The organism is Streptomyces sp. NPDC001100 (assembly GCF_053598575.1).
In genome coordinates this window covers 1-15,419 of record NZ_JBSFKO010000069.1, presented here as the reverse complement: position 1 = coordinate 15,419, position 15,419 = coordinate 1, and the positions used below count along the sequence as shown (strand labels likewise).

Annotated in this window: 8 protein-coding genes and 2 pseudogenes; 5 read left to right on the top strand and 5 right to left on the bottom strand. The window is 69.2% G+C overall.

The annotated features are described in order from the left end of the window. The first annotated feature begins 181 nt into the window (after positions 1 to 181). Complete coding sequence (locus ACWDEW_RS47405; RefSeq protein ID WP_450522376.1) at positions 182 to 3,223, top strand: lantibiotic dehydratase; 3,042 nt, start codon at positions 182 to 184, stop codon at positions 3,221 to 3,223. A 211-nt stretch (positions 3,224 to 3,434) separates the two neighbouring features. Here ACWDEW_RS47405 and ACWDEW_RS47400 read toward each other — a convergent pair. After that, positions 3,435 to 4,177 (bottom strand): annotated as a pseudogene (locus tag ACWDEW_RS47400) (FadR/GntR family transcriptional regulator). A gap of 105 nt (positions 4,178 to 4,282) precedes the next feature. Between ACWDEW_RS47400 and ACWDEW_RS47395 the strand changes: the two are divergent. Together ACWDEW_RS47395 and ACWDEW_RS47390 are read left to right on the top strand one after the other, a co-directional pair. Continuing rightward, positions 4,283 to 6,019, top strand: coding sequence for an IlvD/Edd family dehydratase (locus tag ACWDEW_RS47395; RefSeq protein WP_450522374.1), 1,737 nt, complete (start codon positions 4,283 to 4,285; stop codon positions 6,017 to 6,019). 46 nt (positions 6,020 to 6,065) lie between these two features. Then, positions 6,066 to 7,253, top strand: a complete 1,188-nt coding sequence (locus ACWDEW_RS47390; RefSeq protein WP_450522372.1) for a fumarylacetoacetate hydrolase family protein — start codon at positions 6,066 to 6,068, stop codon at positions 7,251 to 7,253. A gap of 88 nt (positions 7,254 to 7,341) precedes the next feature. Here ACWDEW_RS47390 and ACWDEW_RS47385 read toward each other — a convergent pair whose 3' ends face one another. The 4 genes from ACWDEW_RS47385 to ACWDEW_RS47370 all read right to left on the bottom strand — a co-directional run bounded on the left by ACWDEW_RS47385 (position 7,342) and on the right by ACWDEW_RS47370 (position 13,155). Continuing rightward, positions 7,342 to 9,723, bottom strand: a complete 2,382-nt coding sequence (locus tag ACWDEW_RS47385) for a beta-xylosidase/alpha-l-arabinosidase (RefSeq protein ID WP_450522370.1) — start codon at positions 9,721 to 9,723, stop codon at positions 7,342 to 7,344. Positions 9,724 to 10,050: 327 nt separating this feature from the next. After that, positions 10,051 to 10,947 carry a carbohydrate ABC transporter permease gene (locus ACWDEW_RS47380; RefSeq protein ID WP_450522368.1) on the bottom strand — a complete coding sequence of 299 codons (897 nt, stop codon included), beginning with the start codon at positions 10,945 to 10,947 and terminating at the stop codon, positions 10,051 to 10,053. Position 10,948: 1 nt separating this feature from the next. Continuing rightward, positions 10,949 to 11,851 carry a carbohydrate ABC transporter permease gene (locus tag ACWDEW_RS47375; RefSeq protein ID WP_450522366.1) on the bottom strand — a complete coding sequence of 301 codons (903 nt, stop codon included), beginning with the start codon at positions 11,849 to 11,851 and terminating at the stop codon, positions 10,949 to 10,951. After that, positions 11,848 to 13,155: an extracellular solute-binding protein gene (locus ACWDEW_RS47370; RefSeq protein WP_450522364.1), complete on the bottom strand. Its 1,308-nt coding sequence runs from the start codon at positions 13,153 to 13,155 to the stop codon at positions 11,848 to 11,850. The genes ACWDEW_RS47375 and ACWDEW_RS47370 overlap by 4 nt, the downstream gene beginning before the upstream one ends. A 923-nt stretch (positions 13,156 to 14,078) precedes the next feature. Between ACWDEW_RS47370 and ACWDEW_RS47365 the strand changes: the two genes are divergently transcribed. Further along, positions 14,079 to 15,116, top strand: a complete 1,038-nt coding sequence (locus tag ACWDEW_RS47365; protein WP_450522362.1) for a LacI family DNA-binding transcriptional regulator — start codon at positions 14,079 to 14,081, stop codon at positions 15,114 to 15,116. Between the two features lie 111 nt (positions 15,117 to 15,227). Beyond that, a pseudogene (locus ACWDEW_RS47360) lies at positions 15,228 to 15,419 on the top strand (hypothetical protein); the annotation flags it as partial.

Sequence of the window (15,419 nt, the reverse complement as noted above, 5' to 3'; positions counted from 1 at the left end):
GCGTCAACAGCCCATACGTCGTCGTTTAGTTGGGACGACATTCAGCCAGTTCAGCGGCCCGTGGAGACTCTGCGGCACCGGGGGCGCACGGCAGCCACCACAATGACCATGACTCATAATCGCCCTCGGCACCGGACGGTTTGGGAACATAGAGGACACCGCCGCTGCGCTGGAGGGCCGTTTGTACCGCCATGTCGATGCGGCCGTGGTTCGGGCGACGGTCTGGCGTCCCGACCACCCGATGGTCTGGCCGTGCCTGACCGGCCCGTCCGCGCACACGGAGTCGTGGCGGGCGTGGCTTCAACAGCTGTGGCAGGCAGCCGACTTCGCCACTGCGGTCGAGTTCTCCAGCCCGGACCTGGCGAGACGGGTGCATCAGATATGCGTCGGCGAGCCGGTGCCCGACCTCGCCGTGCGGCGCGCGGTGCTTTCGGTGGTGCGCTACCTGCTGCGCGCCCGCTCACGTGCCACTCCGTTCGGTCTGTTCGCCGGTGTCGGGGCCGCCCGCACAGGGGCCGCTCCCCTGTTGCGTACGGGCACCGGGCACCGGGCGGTCACCCGACCGGACGCGGCATGGACCGCGGCGCTTGTCGACCAGTTGGAGGAACACCGTGAGCTCCGCCCCCAATTGACGCTGCTCGCTTCCGGCCTCGCGTTCGAGCGCGACGAACGCCTGATCATCGAGCACCGCTCAAGCAGCGCGAACAACGGCGACCCCGTACACGTCCAGATACGCGCGACCGGACCGGTCCGCATGGCCATGGACGGCGCGCGGGCGCCGGTCTTGTGGGCAGATCTCGCCGAAACGCTCTCCGCCGGTTTCCCGGCCGCCTCGCCCACCGCGATCGAGAACCTGCTGGCGAACCTGGTACGACAGCGATTTCTGATCACCAGTCTGCGTCCTGCGGTCACGGCCTCCGACCCGATCGCCGCCCTGCTCGGACAGGAACACCTGCCTGCGGCAGAAGCCACAGAGTTGCGCGAGGTCGCGGCGGGACTGGCACGGCACGACGACGCGACCGCCGCCGCTCCTGCGCACGCCCGCGCCGAACGCGCACGGGTGACGGCCACGATGACACGGCTCTGTCCCCCTGCGAAACCCGCGCTCGCCCTCGACCTGCGGTTGGACTGGGACCTGGTGATCCCGGAGGCGGTGGCCCAGGAGGCGGCGTCGGCCGCCGCGGTGCTCACGCGCCTGGCGCCGCGGGCGGCACTGAGCCCTGGATGGGCTGCGTGGCATGGCCAGTTCCTCGATTGCTACGGTCCGGGAGCGGTGGTACCCGTCCTGGACGCCATCGACCTCCTCGGCTACCCGTCCGGTTACCTCGGGTCCACGGCCGCGTCGGCGGGCCCGACGCTGACCGCCCGTGACAGTCGGCTGTTGGGGCTCGCATACACCGCCGGGATGAGGCGCAGGCACCACGTCCGACTCGACGATGCCGTGATCGACGAACTGGCGGTGGCGGATCCCGGTGCGCCCGTGCAGCCAAGCACCGAGGTGACCGTGCGGATCCACGCCGCGAGCGTATCCGCCCTGGAACAAGGGGAGTTCACACTGCACGTGGTCGGGGTGGCCCGTGCGGCCGGAACGGCCACGGGGCGCTTTCTCCACCTGTTCGACGCCGACGACCGCCGCCGGATGACCGACGTGTACGCCGGCCTGCCCGGCCTACAACAGAACGCGCTGATCGCGCAGATCAGTACCACCCCGCTGTACATACGCTCGGCGAACGTCGCGCACACCCCGCAGGTGGCGGAGCTGGTGATCCCCCTCGGCAACTACTACGGCCCGGACACGGGCCGGCTGCCCGTGACGGACCTGGCAGTGACCGCCGACGCCGAGCAATTGCACCTGGTCTCGGTCTCCCGCCGCCGCCCGGTGCACACGATGCTGCTGAACGCCGTGGATCTGACCCACCACACCCATCCGCTGGCTCGGTTCCTCATCGAGGCACCGGTGGCACTGGCCGTCCCGTGCACCGGGTTCTCGTGGGGAGCCGCTGTTTCCGGGCTGCCGTTCCTCCCCGCACTGCGCTACGGGCGCACCGTACTGTCCCCGGCCCGCTGGACGCTCGGCCACGACGACCTGCCCGACGCGCGGACGCCGTGGCCGCAGTGGGACAAGGCCCTGGCGGAGTGGCGTCGTGATGTTCTGCTGCCCGAGCACGTGTACCTGGGCGACGGAGACCGGCGCATGAACCTGGATCTGGCGGAGCCCTCACACCGGCTCCTGCTCCGTACCCACGTGGAGCGCGACGGCAAGGCGCTGCTACGTGCCGCACCGAACCCCGGGGACCTGGGCTGGACCGGCGGGCGCGCCCACGAGATCGTCATCCCCCTTGCCGCTGTGGACCGGGCCCGCGCACCGGTCCGCGGATCGGGCGACGTCGTCACTCGGGAACACGGCCGTCTGCCTGGCTGCGGCAACCTGCTCTCCGTCAGGTTGCACGGGCACCGCGACCGTCAGGATCCACTCCTGACCCGGCATCTGCCGTACCTGCTCGGGGAGTTGGGAGAGCCCCGCTGGTGGTTCGTTCGCCATCGCGATCCCGAGGACCACCTACGTCTCCGTCTGACCTGCGCACCCGATTCACTCGGCACCGCTGTCGGGCAGATCGGCGAGTGGACCCGGCGGCTTCGGCACGCGGGCCTGATCAGCCACGCGAGCCTGGAGACCTACTACCCGCAGACCGCGCGCTTCGGCGGCCCCGCGGCGATGGAAGCGGCCGAGGAGTACTTCGCCGCCGACGCGGCCGCCGTCCTCGCCCAGCTGACCGCGCAGGCCGGCCGGGGCGCTCCGGACGCTCGTGCGGTGACCGCCGCAAGCATGGTGGACATCGCCGTCGGTCTGCTCGGGGACGAGACGCAGGCGATGCGCTGGCTGGTCGAGCACACCGACACGGACAGGAGCGCCCCACCCCGAGCGGTCTACGACCAGACCATCGCCCTGACGACCGCCCCCCGCACGCTCCGGGCCCCTGACACCGCGGCGCTGGACGCGCGCGTCATCGCGAGCTGGTCTGCACGCCGCGCTGCGCTGGCCGCCTACAGCAGCGCGCTTGAGGGTGCGGGGACGTTGTCCCCGCAGGATCTGCTCCCGGACCTGCTGCATCTCCACCACGTCCGCATGCACGGGCCGGGACTTCCCGAGGAACGCGCACACCTGCACCTGGCCAGAGCCGCCGCACTGAGCTGGACGGCACGAGCGAGGAGAACATCGTGAGCACGACAGCCACGGCGCTGCCATAGTGTCGGCCGTCGAGGGATGAAACAACAGAGTGAAACGACCTCTACGGGGCGCGTCATGCGTTAACCATCCACGGGTCTCCAGCGCCCCCGCGCCAGTATCGAGTCTACGTGCTGGCGGCAACACCCGAGGGCGCAGCCACCAGGGCGCTGCTTCACACCTCCGCCAAGGACGCAACCGTTGCGGGTCATACAGCGTCGCTCGGCAGTCCGGGTGACTGGGCGATCTCTCGTTCGGCGGCTTCGATGATGGCCACTACGGCGGCGGCCGCCGCTGCGGGGTCGCGAGCTTCTACGGCTTCCACGATGGCTCGGTGCCTCGGCAATGAGACTTCCACCGCCCCGGGGGTCTGCGTGCTGAGGAGGAAACTGTGTTCCAGCGCGATGCCGACAGCGCGGCCCAGTGATCCGAGGAGACGGTTGCCGCCGGCGTCGAGCAGGGCCCGGTGGAAGGCGATGTCGGCCTCGATGTATCCGCTGCGGGCAGGATTCGCCGCCGCGGCCTCCATGGCTGCCAGGGCTTCGTACAGGGCTCGTACCTCGTCGGGGCCGGCCCGGTCGGCGGCGAGCCGGGCCGCCTGGGGCTCGACGATCCGGCGCAGTTCACCCGTATCACGCAGCAGAGCCACGGCGTCCTCAGCCTGTTTCCAGCGCAGTACGTCCGGGTCGAGATGATTCCAGTGCTCCGGGGGCAGCACGCGCGTGCCGGTACGCGGGCGTACGTGCAGCATACCCTTGGCCACCAGTGCCTTGACCGCCTCCCGCAACAGGCCCCGGCTGACGCCGATCTCGGCCGCGAGCGTGTCCTCGACCGGCAGCGGATCCCCAGGCTCCCACGCCCCGCCCACGATGCGCCGCCCGAGCTCGTCGACCACGCGCTGGTGCATGGTCGGGAAGTGCACCACGATCTCCGCTCACCCCTGGACGCCATTCATCGAATCATCTAATGATTGAGTTCCAGGGTACGGCCCGCGGGTTCTCACCCGACACCGCCCCACCGTGAAACGGACGACGCAACAGCCACGGGAGTGCGTACATGACCGACGGTCAGAAGACGAACCGCCGCAGCCAGGCATGGTTCGGCGCACAGGGCCGCAGCGGGATGGTGTACCGCTCCTGGATGCGCAACCAGGGATTCGGACACGAGGTGTTCGACGGGCGCCCTGTCATCGGCATTGCGACCAGCGCCTCCGAACTCGCCCCGTGCAACGCGCATCTGACGCGCGTCGCGGAAGCCGTCAAGCGCGGTGTGTGGCAGGCGGGCGGCCTGCCGCTGCAGTTCCCCACCATGGCCACCGGCGAGACCCTGATGCGCCCCACCGCGATGCTGTACCGCAACCTCATGGCCATGGAGGTCGAGGAGCTGATCCGGGCCAATCCGCTCGACGGTGTCGTGCTGCTGTCCGGCTGCGACAAGACGACCCCCGCCATGCTGATGGGCGCCGCCAGCGTCGACCTGCCCGCCGTCATGGTCACCGGCGGGCCGATGCTCAACGGCAAGTACCGGGGCCAGGACGTGGGATCCGGTACCCAGGTGTGGAAGTTCGAGGAGGACCTGAAGACCGGCCGGATGACCGAGGAGGAGTGCTTCTTCGCGGAGGGGTGCATGGCTCGTTCCAACGGGCACTGCATGACGATGGGGACCGCCTCGACGATGGCCTGCCTGGCCGAGGCGCTCGGTATGCAGCTGCCGGGGTCAGCCGCCTGGCCCGCGGTCGACTCCCGGCGGATGGAGGTCGCGCAGGCGGCGGGGCAGCGCATCGTCCGGATGGTGGAGGAGGAACTGCGCCCCTCGCAGATCCTGACCCGGGAGGCGTTCGAGAACGCCATCCGGGTCAACGCGGCGATAGGCGGCTCCACGAACGCCGTCATCCATCTCACCGCCCTCGCCGGACGCGTCGGTGTCGAGCTCAACCTGCAGGACTTCGACGACCTGGTCCGCGCGGTGCCGACCCTGGTCAACCTGATGCCGAGCGGCACATACCTCATGGAGGACTTCTGCTACGCGGGCGGCCTGCCCGCCGTCATGGCCGAGCTGCTCAGCGGCGAGCTGCTGCACGGCGGGCAGATCACGGTCACCGGGCGCACCGTCGCCGAGAACACCGAGAACGCCGAACGCGTCGACTCCGACGTCATCACCCGCCTCGACGCCCCCTTCCAGCCGGCCGGCACCGGAATCGCCGTACTGCGCGGCAACCTGTGCCCCGACGGCGCTGTGCTCAAGCAGTCCGCCGCGTCACCGCACCTGCTCACCCATCGCGGCCCCGCGCGTGTCTTCGACTCCCCCGAGGCCTATCACGAGGTGGCCGACGACCCGGAACTCGACATCGACGAAAACACCGTCATCGTCATCCGCAACGCCGGCCCGAAGGGCTACCCCGGCATGCCCGAGGTCGCCAACGTGCCCCTGCCCGGCAAGCTGCTGAAGGCCGGCGTCAAGGACATGGTGCGCGTCTGCGACGGCCGGATGAGCGGGACCGGCTACGGGACGGTGGTCCTGCATGTGGCGCCCGAGGCCGCCGTCGGCGGACCTCTCGCCCTGGTGCGCGACGGGGACCCCGTCGTCCTCGACGTCCCCAACCGCACCCTGCGCCTGGACGTGGACGACGCCGAGCTCACGCGACGCCGGCACGCCTGGAGGGCACCCGCCGAGCGGCACACCAGCGGCTACTCCTGGCTCTACACCCAGAACGTGGAACAGGCAGACCAGGGCGCCGACTTCGGTTTCCTGCGCGGAAGCCGTGGCCATGAGGTCCCTCGTGACTCGCACTGAGCCCGCCCGGGCGACCGTGTCCCCTGGATCCAGGAGCGCATCGATCGTGGAATCGGCAGCCGTGCACCCTCGTCCGGTTCTCACAGCCGGCTCCGTCCTGCCGGAGGACGCCGACCGGGCTCTACTCGTCGCACGCGTCCACGACCCGGAATGCGATGGACCGTGTGTGGCCGCGGTCCGCGGCGAGCAGGTCGTCGACCTGACGGCTGTGACACCCACCGTCTGCGACCTGATGGAGCGCGACGACGCGGCGGCAGTCGTCCGCGAGGCCGACGGCGGACAAGTCTGGTGCCTGGACCAACTGCTCCAGGCACCGGCCGGTCGCCGTGACGTTCCGCATCTGCTCGCCCCCATCGACCTGCAGGTGATCAAGGCCGCGGGGGTCACCTTCGCGCGGAGTCTGCTGGAACGCGTCATCGAAGAGCGCACGGGCGGCGATCCGGCGCAGGCCGCGCGGGTGCGGGCCCGCGTCGGGCAGGTGGTGGGCGGCACACTTGCCGGCATCCGTCCCGGATCGCCCGAAGCCGACAAGGCCAAGGAACTGCTCGTCTCGGAAGGGCTGTGGTCGCAGTACCTGGAAGTCGGGATCGGGCCGGACCCGGAGGTGTTCACCAAGGCACCTGTACTCTCCGCGGTCGGCACCGGATCCGACGTCGGAGTGCTCGGCGCCTCGGTGTGGAACAACCCGGAACCCGAGGTCGTCCTCGTCGTGGACTCGCGCGGGCGGGTACGCGGCGCGACGCTCGGCAACGACGTCAACCTCCGCGACATCGAGGGACGCAGCGCCCTGCTGCTGTCGTGCGCGAAGGACAACAACGCCTCCTGCGCGATCGGCCCCTTCCTGCGCCTGTTTGACGAGGGTTTCGATCTCGACACCGTACGCGGGCTCGACATCGACCTGCGGGTCGACGGCACGGACGGCTACGTACTGCACGGCAGCAGTTCCATGCGGGAGATCAGCCGCGACGTGCTGGACCTGGTGGCGGCCACACACGGTCCGCATCACCAGTACCCGGACGGCTTTGTGCTGTTCACCGGCACGCTGTTCGCTCCCACCGAGGACCGAAGGGCACCCGGCGCGGGCTTCACCCACGAGTACGGGGACGTCGTGCGGATCTCCAGCGCACGGCTCGGCGCTCTGGTCAACACCGTCGTCCCCAGCGAGCAGGCCGCGCCGTGGACGTGCGGCGTAGGAGCGCTGATGCGCAACCTCGCCCGGCGCGGCGTGCTCTGAGCGGACGAGAGCCTCTGCCGCCGTCAGCACGTTCGGGGCCGTGTGCGCAGCGCCGCCGGTCCCGCGGCATGCGCTGCGCACAGCCGCTTCATGCCCGGGCGAGCGGTTCCAGTCCGACCGTGGTGTGCAGGCGCCGTGTGTGATCCACGTGGCGCTCGGCTCCGGTCAACGTGACCCTGGCCGTCAGGCGCGGGTCAGCGCTGGAGGCAGCCAGCCGCAGTTCCAGTTCGCCCGGTTCGACGACACGCCGCCCGTCGCGTCCGGTGAAGGAGGCGAGATCGGCCGGGACCGTGACGTGGATGCGGCGGCCCTCGCCCGGCTCCAGTTCGACCCGGGTGTAGCCGACGAGACGCTGCACGGGCTGGACGACGGAGGCAACCGGGTCGTGCAGATAGAGCTGGACGACCTCGGTTCCGGAGCGCCCGCCCGTGTTGCGGACGGTGAAGGCGAGGGCGAACTCGCCGTCTGTCGGGGCCTCCTGGACGTCCACGGTCAGGTCAGTCCAGTCGAACTGCGTATAGGACAGGCCGTGCCCGAAGGCGTAGGCGGGCGTCGGGTCGATGCTGGAGACCACGTTGGCGTGGGCGAGCCGCGCTCCGAGGTAGGTGGCCGGCTGGGAGCCCGTCCCGCGCGGCACGCTGACCGGGAGGCGTCCGGAGGGATTGGTACGGCCGCTGAGCACCCCGGCGATCGCGTGAGTCCCCTCCTCGCCCGGGAAGAAGGACTGCACGATCGCAGCGGACTCCTCCACGGCACGACCGAGGGCGTACGGCCGTCCCGCGAGCAGGACCGTGACCACGGGGGTCTCCAGGTCGAGCAGGGTGTCGAGCAGCTGCTGCTGGGCGCCGGGCAGGAGCAGCGTCTCCACATCGCATCCTTCGCCACTGGTACCCCGCCCGAAGAGCCCGGCGCGGTCGCCGAGTACCACGAGGGCGACGTCGGCCTCACGTGCCGCACGGACGGCCTCGCCGATGCCGGAGAGATCTCCGTCGTCGATTCCGGTACCGCGTGCGACCGTGATCTCGGCATCGGGGAACTCGGCGGCGAGCGTTTCGCGCAGCGTGGGCAGCTCGATGCCCAATGGGGTAGCGGGGTGGCGGACGCCGATGTGCTGGGGGAAGGAGTAACAGCCCAGTACGGCGACGGGCTCGTCGGCGTTGGGGCCCAGCAGCGCGATGCGGCGCGGCCTGCCGAGCGGCAGGGTGCCGTCGTTGCTCAGCAGCACGACTGCTTTCTCGGCGACCGCGCGGGCCAGCGCGCGGTTCTCCGGGCCGTCCAGGTCGATGCGGCCGCGCAGGGCGGCCGGATCGGCCAGGTCCGCCCCGTCGAGCGCGGTCGGCATGGCGTTCCAGTCCGGATCGAGCAGGCCGAGCATCACCTTCTGGGTGAGTGTCCGACGCAGGGCTCGATCGACCAGCGTCTCCGGGACGCGGCCGTCGGCGACGGCCTCGGCCAGGGGTGCGCCGTATGTCTTGACGTTGGGCAGTTCGACGTCAACGCCCGCGCACAGCGCCGTTCCTGCGGCGCCGGCCCAGTCGGCCGCGATGCCGTGCAGAGTCTTGAGGAAGGCGATGGCGAAGTAGTCGGCGACGACAGTGCCCTCGAAGCCCCACGTGTCGCGCAGCAGCCCGGTGAGCAGATCGTCGTCGGCCGCGGAGGGAATGCCGTCGGTGTCGGTGTAGGCGCTCATCACCGACCGGGCGCCGCTTTCACGGATCGCCATCTCGAAGGGGGGCAGTAGCACATCGGCGCGCTCACGCGGCCCCATGGAGGTGGGGGCGAGGTTACGGCCGGCGCGCGAGGCCGAGTATCCGACGAAGTGCTTGAGGGTGGCGACGATCCCGGCCGACTCGAGGCCCTGCACGTATGCGGTCGCGATGGTGCCGACGAGGTAAGGGTCCTCGCCGATGGTCTCCTCGACCCGGCCCCAGCGGGCGTCGCGGACCACGTCCAGGACGGGCGCGAGTCCCTGGTGGACGCCTACGGCACGCATGTCGCGGCCGATGGCGGTGGCCATGCGCCGAACTGTGTCCGGATCGAAGGTGGCCCCCCAGGACAGTGGAACCGGGTAGGCCGTGGCCCCCCAGGCCGCGAATCCGGCCAGACATTCGTCATGCGCGAGAGCAGGGATGCCGAATCGGTTGGTGGCGGCGATACGGGTCTGGGTGCGGGCCAGGGAGAGCGCGCCCAGGGCGGGGTCGACCGGGCCTGTGCCGAAGGGCCGGGTCAGCTGGCCCAGTCCGGCAGGCAGGAGTGCGTCGAGATCGACGGCCTCCTCCATGTCGTGCTGATGGGGGGCGACTTCACCGCCCTGGTCCGAGGCGCCCACCCATACTCCGTACAGCTGGGCGGTCTTCTCCGGGAGGGTCATCGCGGCGATCAGGGCGTCGACTCGTGCGGCGACGGGCACGGTGGGGTCGTTCCAGAGAGAGATTCCGGGGATGTTCTCTACAGCCACGTTGGCGTTCACTTTCCTCCCAGGTACGTCAGACCCTTGGGCGGGCGCGACGGGCGAACGGGTAGACGGGACTCGGAGCGGGGCAGGTCGCGTCCGGGCTCCGGTATGGGCTCGGATCCGCGTCGCCCGCCCATCGCGGCACGGGACTGCCGCTGTTGCAGGGTTGGTGCAGGTCTCGCGCGAGCTGGTGGATGCGGTGCCGGCCGGGACCGGGACGTGGGAGCGATCGCTGCGGAGCCCGGCTTGCCGGGTCTGCCCTCGTCCTGTCGGAATGCGGTCGCGGAGTTCACCGGATGTCCCGGAGCACAGGCCGGCCACCGGACCTGGCGTCAGCGCCGGTCAACGGCTGAATCCTGCGGTCAGTCCGCTCAGCAGCTGGCGGCGGCCGAATGCGTACAGCACCAGGACGGGCAGGGTGGTGAGGACGACGGCGGCGAGAACGGCAGGGACATTGACCCCGTACTGGCCCTGGAAGGTCCACAGCGCGAGCGGCAGGGTCCGGCGGTCAGGGCTCTGGGTGAGGATCAGCGGCAGCAGGAATCCGTTCCAGATGGTCAGCGAGTTGAAGATGGCCACGGTGAGGATGGCCGGTCGGGTCAGCGGTGCCGCCAGCCGCCACAGTGTCGTCCATTCGGTGGCGCCGTCGACCTTCATCGAGTCGAACAGCTCTTTGGGGACGTCGCGGATGAAGTTGGTGAGCACCAGCACGGACAGCGGGATCGCGAAGGCGATCGACGGGAGGATCAGTGCCAGCAGATTGTCGTAGAGGTGCATTTTGATGATGATCAGGTAGACCGGGATCACCGTCGCCTGCAGCGGAATGGCCAGGCCCATGAGGAACAGCCCGTTCATCGCGCGAAGGACACGCATGCGCCAACCGCGAACGATCGCGTAGGCGGCCATGAAGGAGACCGCTACCGCCGGCACCACGGCGCCGGCGGTGACCACGACGCTGTTCAGGAAGTAGCGAAGGAAATCGGACTCGATGACAAACCGGTAGTTGTCCAACGTCGGGTCGCTGGAAGGCACCAGCGGGTTGCTCGTGTAGTAGCCGCTTTTGGCCTTGAAGCTGGTGATGAGGGTCCAGTACAGGGGTATGGCGACGACGACGAGCCAGAGCCATCCGGCCAGGCCGCCGACCCAGTTGCGGCGGCGGGCCGTCTGACGCGGGCGGCGTTGCCGCTCGCGGTGGGTGACCTTCTGGGGTTGCCGCGGCTCGGTCAGGGTGGTGGTCACGTCAGGCCCCCTCGAGTTGACTCGCGCCGGCGTCCCGGCCACCGAGCCGGCGCAGCAGCAGGGCGAGGGCCAGACCCACCAGGACCAGGATGACCGCGATGGCGCTGGCCGGCCCCATCAGACTGGCCTGGAACCCGCGCTTGTACATGTCCAGTGCGAGGACCCGGGTGGCGTCGCCGGGGCCGCCCTCGGTGAGGATGAAGATGAGGTCGAAGAAGGTCAGCGACCCGACCACCATGAGCGTGGACGAGGTGATGATCGTGTACTTCAGCTGGGGCAGCGTGATGCTGAAGAACTGCCGGATCTTTCCGGCTCCGTCCAACTGCGCCGCCTCGTACAGGGACTTCGGGATCTGCTGGACACCACCCTGGTAGATCAGGGAGTGGAACGGGACGAACTGCCAGGAAACGACGAAGATGACGACTGCGAACGCGAGCCCGGGCCGTCCCAGCCAGTCCTTGCTCAGCGCCTGGATCCTCAGTCCGGCACCGAGCCCGAAGTTGGGGTCCAGCAGGGCCTTGTACGCGATCGCGATGGCCGCGGAGCTGAGCATCAGCGGGACGAAGTACACCACGCCCAGCACCGCGCGGTAGCGCTGGCGGCCTGCCATGAACGTGCCGAGCAGAATACTCAGCGGCGTCTGAACGGCCCAGGACACGGCCATCACCAGAAACGTCACCCACAGGGCGTGGGGCAGCCCGGGGTCGGTGAGCACCGTACGCCAGCTGGTCAGTCCCGAGGGGTGAATGGCGCCGATCCCGTCCCACGTGGTGAAGCTCAGTGCGAAGACCCCGACGAGCGGAACCACGGCGAAGCCGACGAAGACCACCAGTGCCGGCGCCGCCAGCCACGGCAGGATGCTGCGCGATTCGCGATGCGGCCGATGGCCGGTGAGTGCACTCATTTGCCGGTGACCGCGTTGAGGTTCTCGGCGAACTGCTTGGGTGAGAGGGACAGTTGGAACAACTTGACGATGTTGTCCAGCAGGGTCTCGGCGGCCGTCGGGCTGAGCGCCTGGTCCCAGGACTGGCCGAACACCTTGGCCTTGCTGGCGATGTTGTAGGTGAACTGCAGGAAATCGGCGTTCTTGGAGGCGGCCAGCAGCTTCTCCGTGCCCAGCCGGATCGGGACCGACCCGTTGTCGATCCACTTCTTCACCTCCTCGTCCTGGAGGACGCCTGTGGCGAAGAAATCCTTGGCGACCTTCTTCTGCTCGGCGCTGGCCTTCGAGGAGATGGACAGGTACTGGGCGGGGTTGCCGACGGTGTCGCTCGGATCGCCCTTGCCACCTTCCACGGGCGGGAAGGTCATGTAGCCCAGACCGCCGCTGGAGACGAAGTCCCCACCGTCCGCCTGCTGGATGCCGTACGACCAGGCCCCGTGCAGCATCATCGCGGCCCTGCCTGTGTACAGCAGCGCCTGGTCGGCGTTGGAGTCCGCGGTGATCGAGGAGAAGCCCTTGACGAACCCGCGGGCCTTGACGAGCTCCTGCACCTTGGTCAGCGCGGTGATGGCGTCCGGGTTGGACCAGGCGTTCTTCTCCCCTTCGATGATGGCCTGGAACACCTGGGAACCGCCGATGCGGTCGAACAGGAACTCCAGCCACATCATGTTCGTCCACCGGGACTGGCCACCGAGCGAGAACGGCGCGATGCCCTTCGCGTTGAACCTGGGCACCAGCGCCATGATGTCGTCCCATGACTTCGGCGGTTCCACACCGACCCGGTCGAAGACCTTCCTGTTGTAGTAGAGGATGATCGGCTGCACGGTCTCGACCGGCATCGCGTAGATCTTGCCGTCCACGGTCGCCGCGCCGAACGAGGACGGGAACAGGGCCTTCTTGACCTCGGAGTGCTCCTGGAACCACGAGGTGAGGTCCTCGACCTGGCCCGCCTCCACGTAGGTGCGCAGCGTCCCGCCGCCCCAGCCCCAGATGATGGTGGGTGCCTTTCCGGCACCGATGGAGGTCTTGATCTTCGTCTTGTACGCGTCGTTCTGGAAGGTGGTGTCCTTGATCTGCTCCTTGGGGTGGGCCTTGTTGAAAGCGTCCACCGCGCCGGCCCGGACGCCTTCCTGCGGCTGACCGTTCAGGTACCAGTACGTGGCCCCGCCGCTCTTGCCGGGGCCGGAGGAGCCGCAGGCCGCCAGCGCCGCGGAGGCCGGCACGCCGACGGCCAGGCCGAGGAGGGTACGTCGGGAGAGCGCCATGTCTTTACTCCGCACTCGAGAGCCACAGGCTTCTCGTGAGTCATGGTGAAAGGTTTTCGAAACAACCTTCTTCGAGCTCTGTCCGTGCAAGCTAGGTTTCGATCTGACGCCCTGTCAAGACGCGTGCAGACATGCAGAGTCGAGCCGTCCTCAGCTGCGTAGCATCTAGGGAGAACCGTCTTCGCGAGACTTTCGCAGGCACCGAAACTGTTTCGACATCGTCTGGTTGAGCGCAGGAGGATGCCAGGGTTGCGGCTGACTCACTGTCGGTGCAGGTCATGGCAGGCCGGCGGGTTCGGTGCGGCCGACGCGGAACAGGGTCGAAGCCCTCCAGGCCAAGGAGACGGTCGTGGGCAACGTCCGGCAGCTCGGCAGTAGTTGGGCCGGCAACCGGCCCGGGGCGCGGGGCCGAAGGCGGCGCCGGACGGGTCGAAAGCGTGCAGGAGGCGGCCGTGGAGGACGTGTTCACGTGAATCCGGGAGCGTTCCGCCGACAGAGGCCGCTCCGACATGGTCCCGTTCACCCCAGCCAGTTGTACGGCAGCCGCGGAGACCGCGGTGGAGAGGATCGCCGTGCTTGTCGGGTCGCGGCACGCGCTCTCGGATGAGGCAGACGGCCCGGCGTCCCAGCGCCGTCTGCCTCATCCGGGACTTCACTTCCTCCGGAAGTCGCCCTGCACAGTGAGGCAGTCGGTCCGCTGCGCCCAGGCACGGACGCAGCCAGGTCGGCGGGGACGCCGATCGGACCGCGTTCACCGGACGCGGTCTCACGCAGATCGTCGGACGTGTCCAGATCGAGGAGGCAGTCGGCACTTTCCCGGACGGTCTCGATGCAGGACTGACGTACGGTTGATCGGTTCCACCCGCGTTGCCGGTCCGACCGGCGGCTCACCACACTGGTGGACGAACAGCTGGGAGGAAGCGATGCGACCGAACGCCAGGCGCACCACGTTGGCGGACATCGCCCAAGCGGCCGGGGTTTCCGTCGCGACCGTGTCCAAAGTGGTCAACGGCCGCGGTGACGTGGCACCGGACACCCGCACCCGGGTACAGGAGCTGCTGCATCGGCACGACTACCTCGCGCCGGTCTTCCGCCACACCGAAGCCGTCGAAATCCCCACCATCGAGGTCCAGTTCCAGGGCGGCCTCAAGTCGTACGTGGCCGAGACCCTGGAGGGCATCATCGACTCCGCCGCCGAACTGGGGGCCTCGGTGGTGATCAGCAAGGCGTCCCGTGCCCCGCACTGGGCCCGGGACCTCGTCTCAGCCGGGCGCCGCGCCGTCATCGCGGTCACCAGCGTGTACACCGCGGGGCACCTGACCGAACTGGCCCGGGCCGGGCTGCCGCTGGTCGTGCTGGACCCCCTGCACCTGCCGGACAGCCGGGTCAACAGCGTCGGGGCAACCAACTTCGCCGGTGGCCTGGCCGCGACCCGACACCTGCTCTCCCTGGGACACCGCCGCATCGCCTATCTCGGCGGGCCGGCCATGGCCGTTTGCAACCAGGCTCGCATGCACGGCTACCGCGCCGCCATGGAGGCGGAAGGAGTGCAGGTATCCAACGCCTACGTGCGGCCCGGGGAATTCACGTACGAGACCGGCTTGCTCGGCGCCAAGATGCTCCTGGGCCTGGAAGAGTCACCGACCGCGATCTTCGCGGGCAACGACGAGATCGCCCTCGGTGTCATCGAGACCGCCCGCGCCCGAGGTCTGCGCATCCCCGAAGACCTGAGCGTGGTCGGCTTCGACGACACAAGCCTCGCCCGGATGACCTCACCGCCGCTGACCACTGTGCGCCAGCCACTACGGGAGATGGGCGGTGCCGCCCTCCGCATCGCCCTCCGATTGGCCAACGGCGAGAAGGTCGAGTCCCACCACATCGAACTCGCCACCGATCTTGTGATTCGGGCCTCGACAGCGCCGCCCCGCGAGGAGACTTCGGCGCGTCAGCAACTTAACTGAGAGGCCTTCGCGCAGAGTTGGCGAACCGGCCGGAGACGTCTCCCACACTGGGCGCGGTGAATTGAGTCCTCGCAGCCACTAGGACTGCACCGTAGGACCATCGAACGCACCATGTCCTGGCCCTCCGGCTGCCGACGACTCCACCGGCGCTACGAACGCACCCCGGGGCACTCCCCCTCCTTCACCTCCACCGCCGACTCACCAATTGATGTGGCAACTCAGAGTGCCTCCTCACGCGTCGCTGGCGTGGAGCATGTCCTCGCGTTCGACGATCTTCACGCGCTCGCGGCCCTGCGGCTCGCC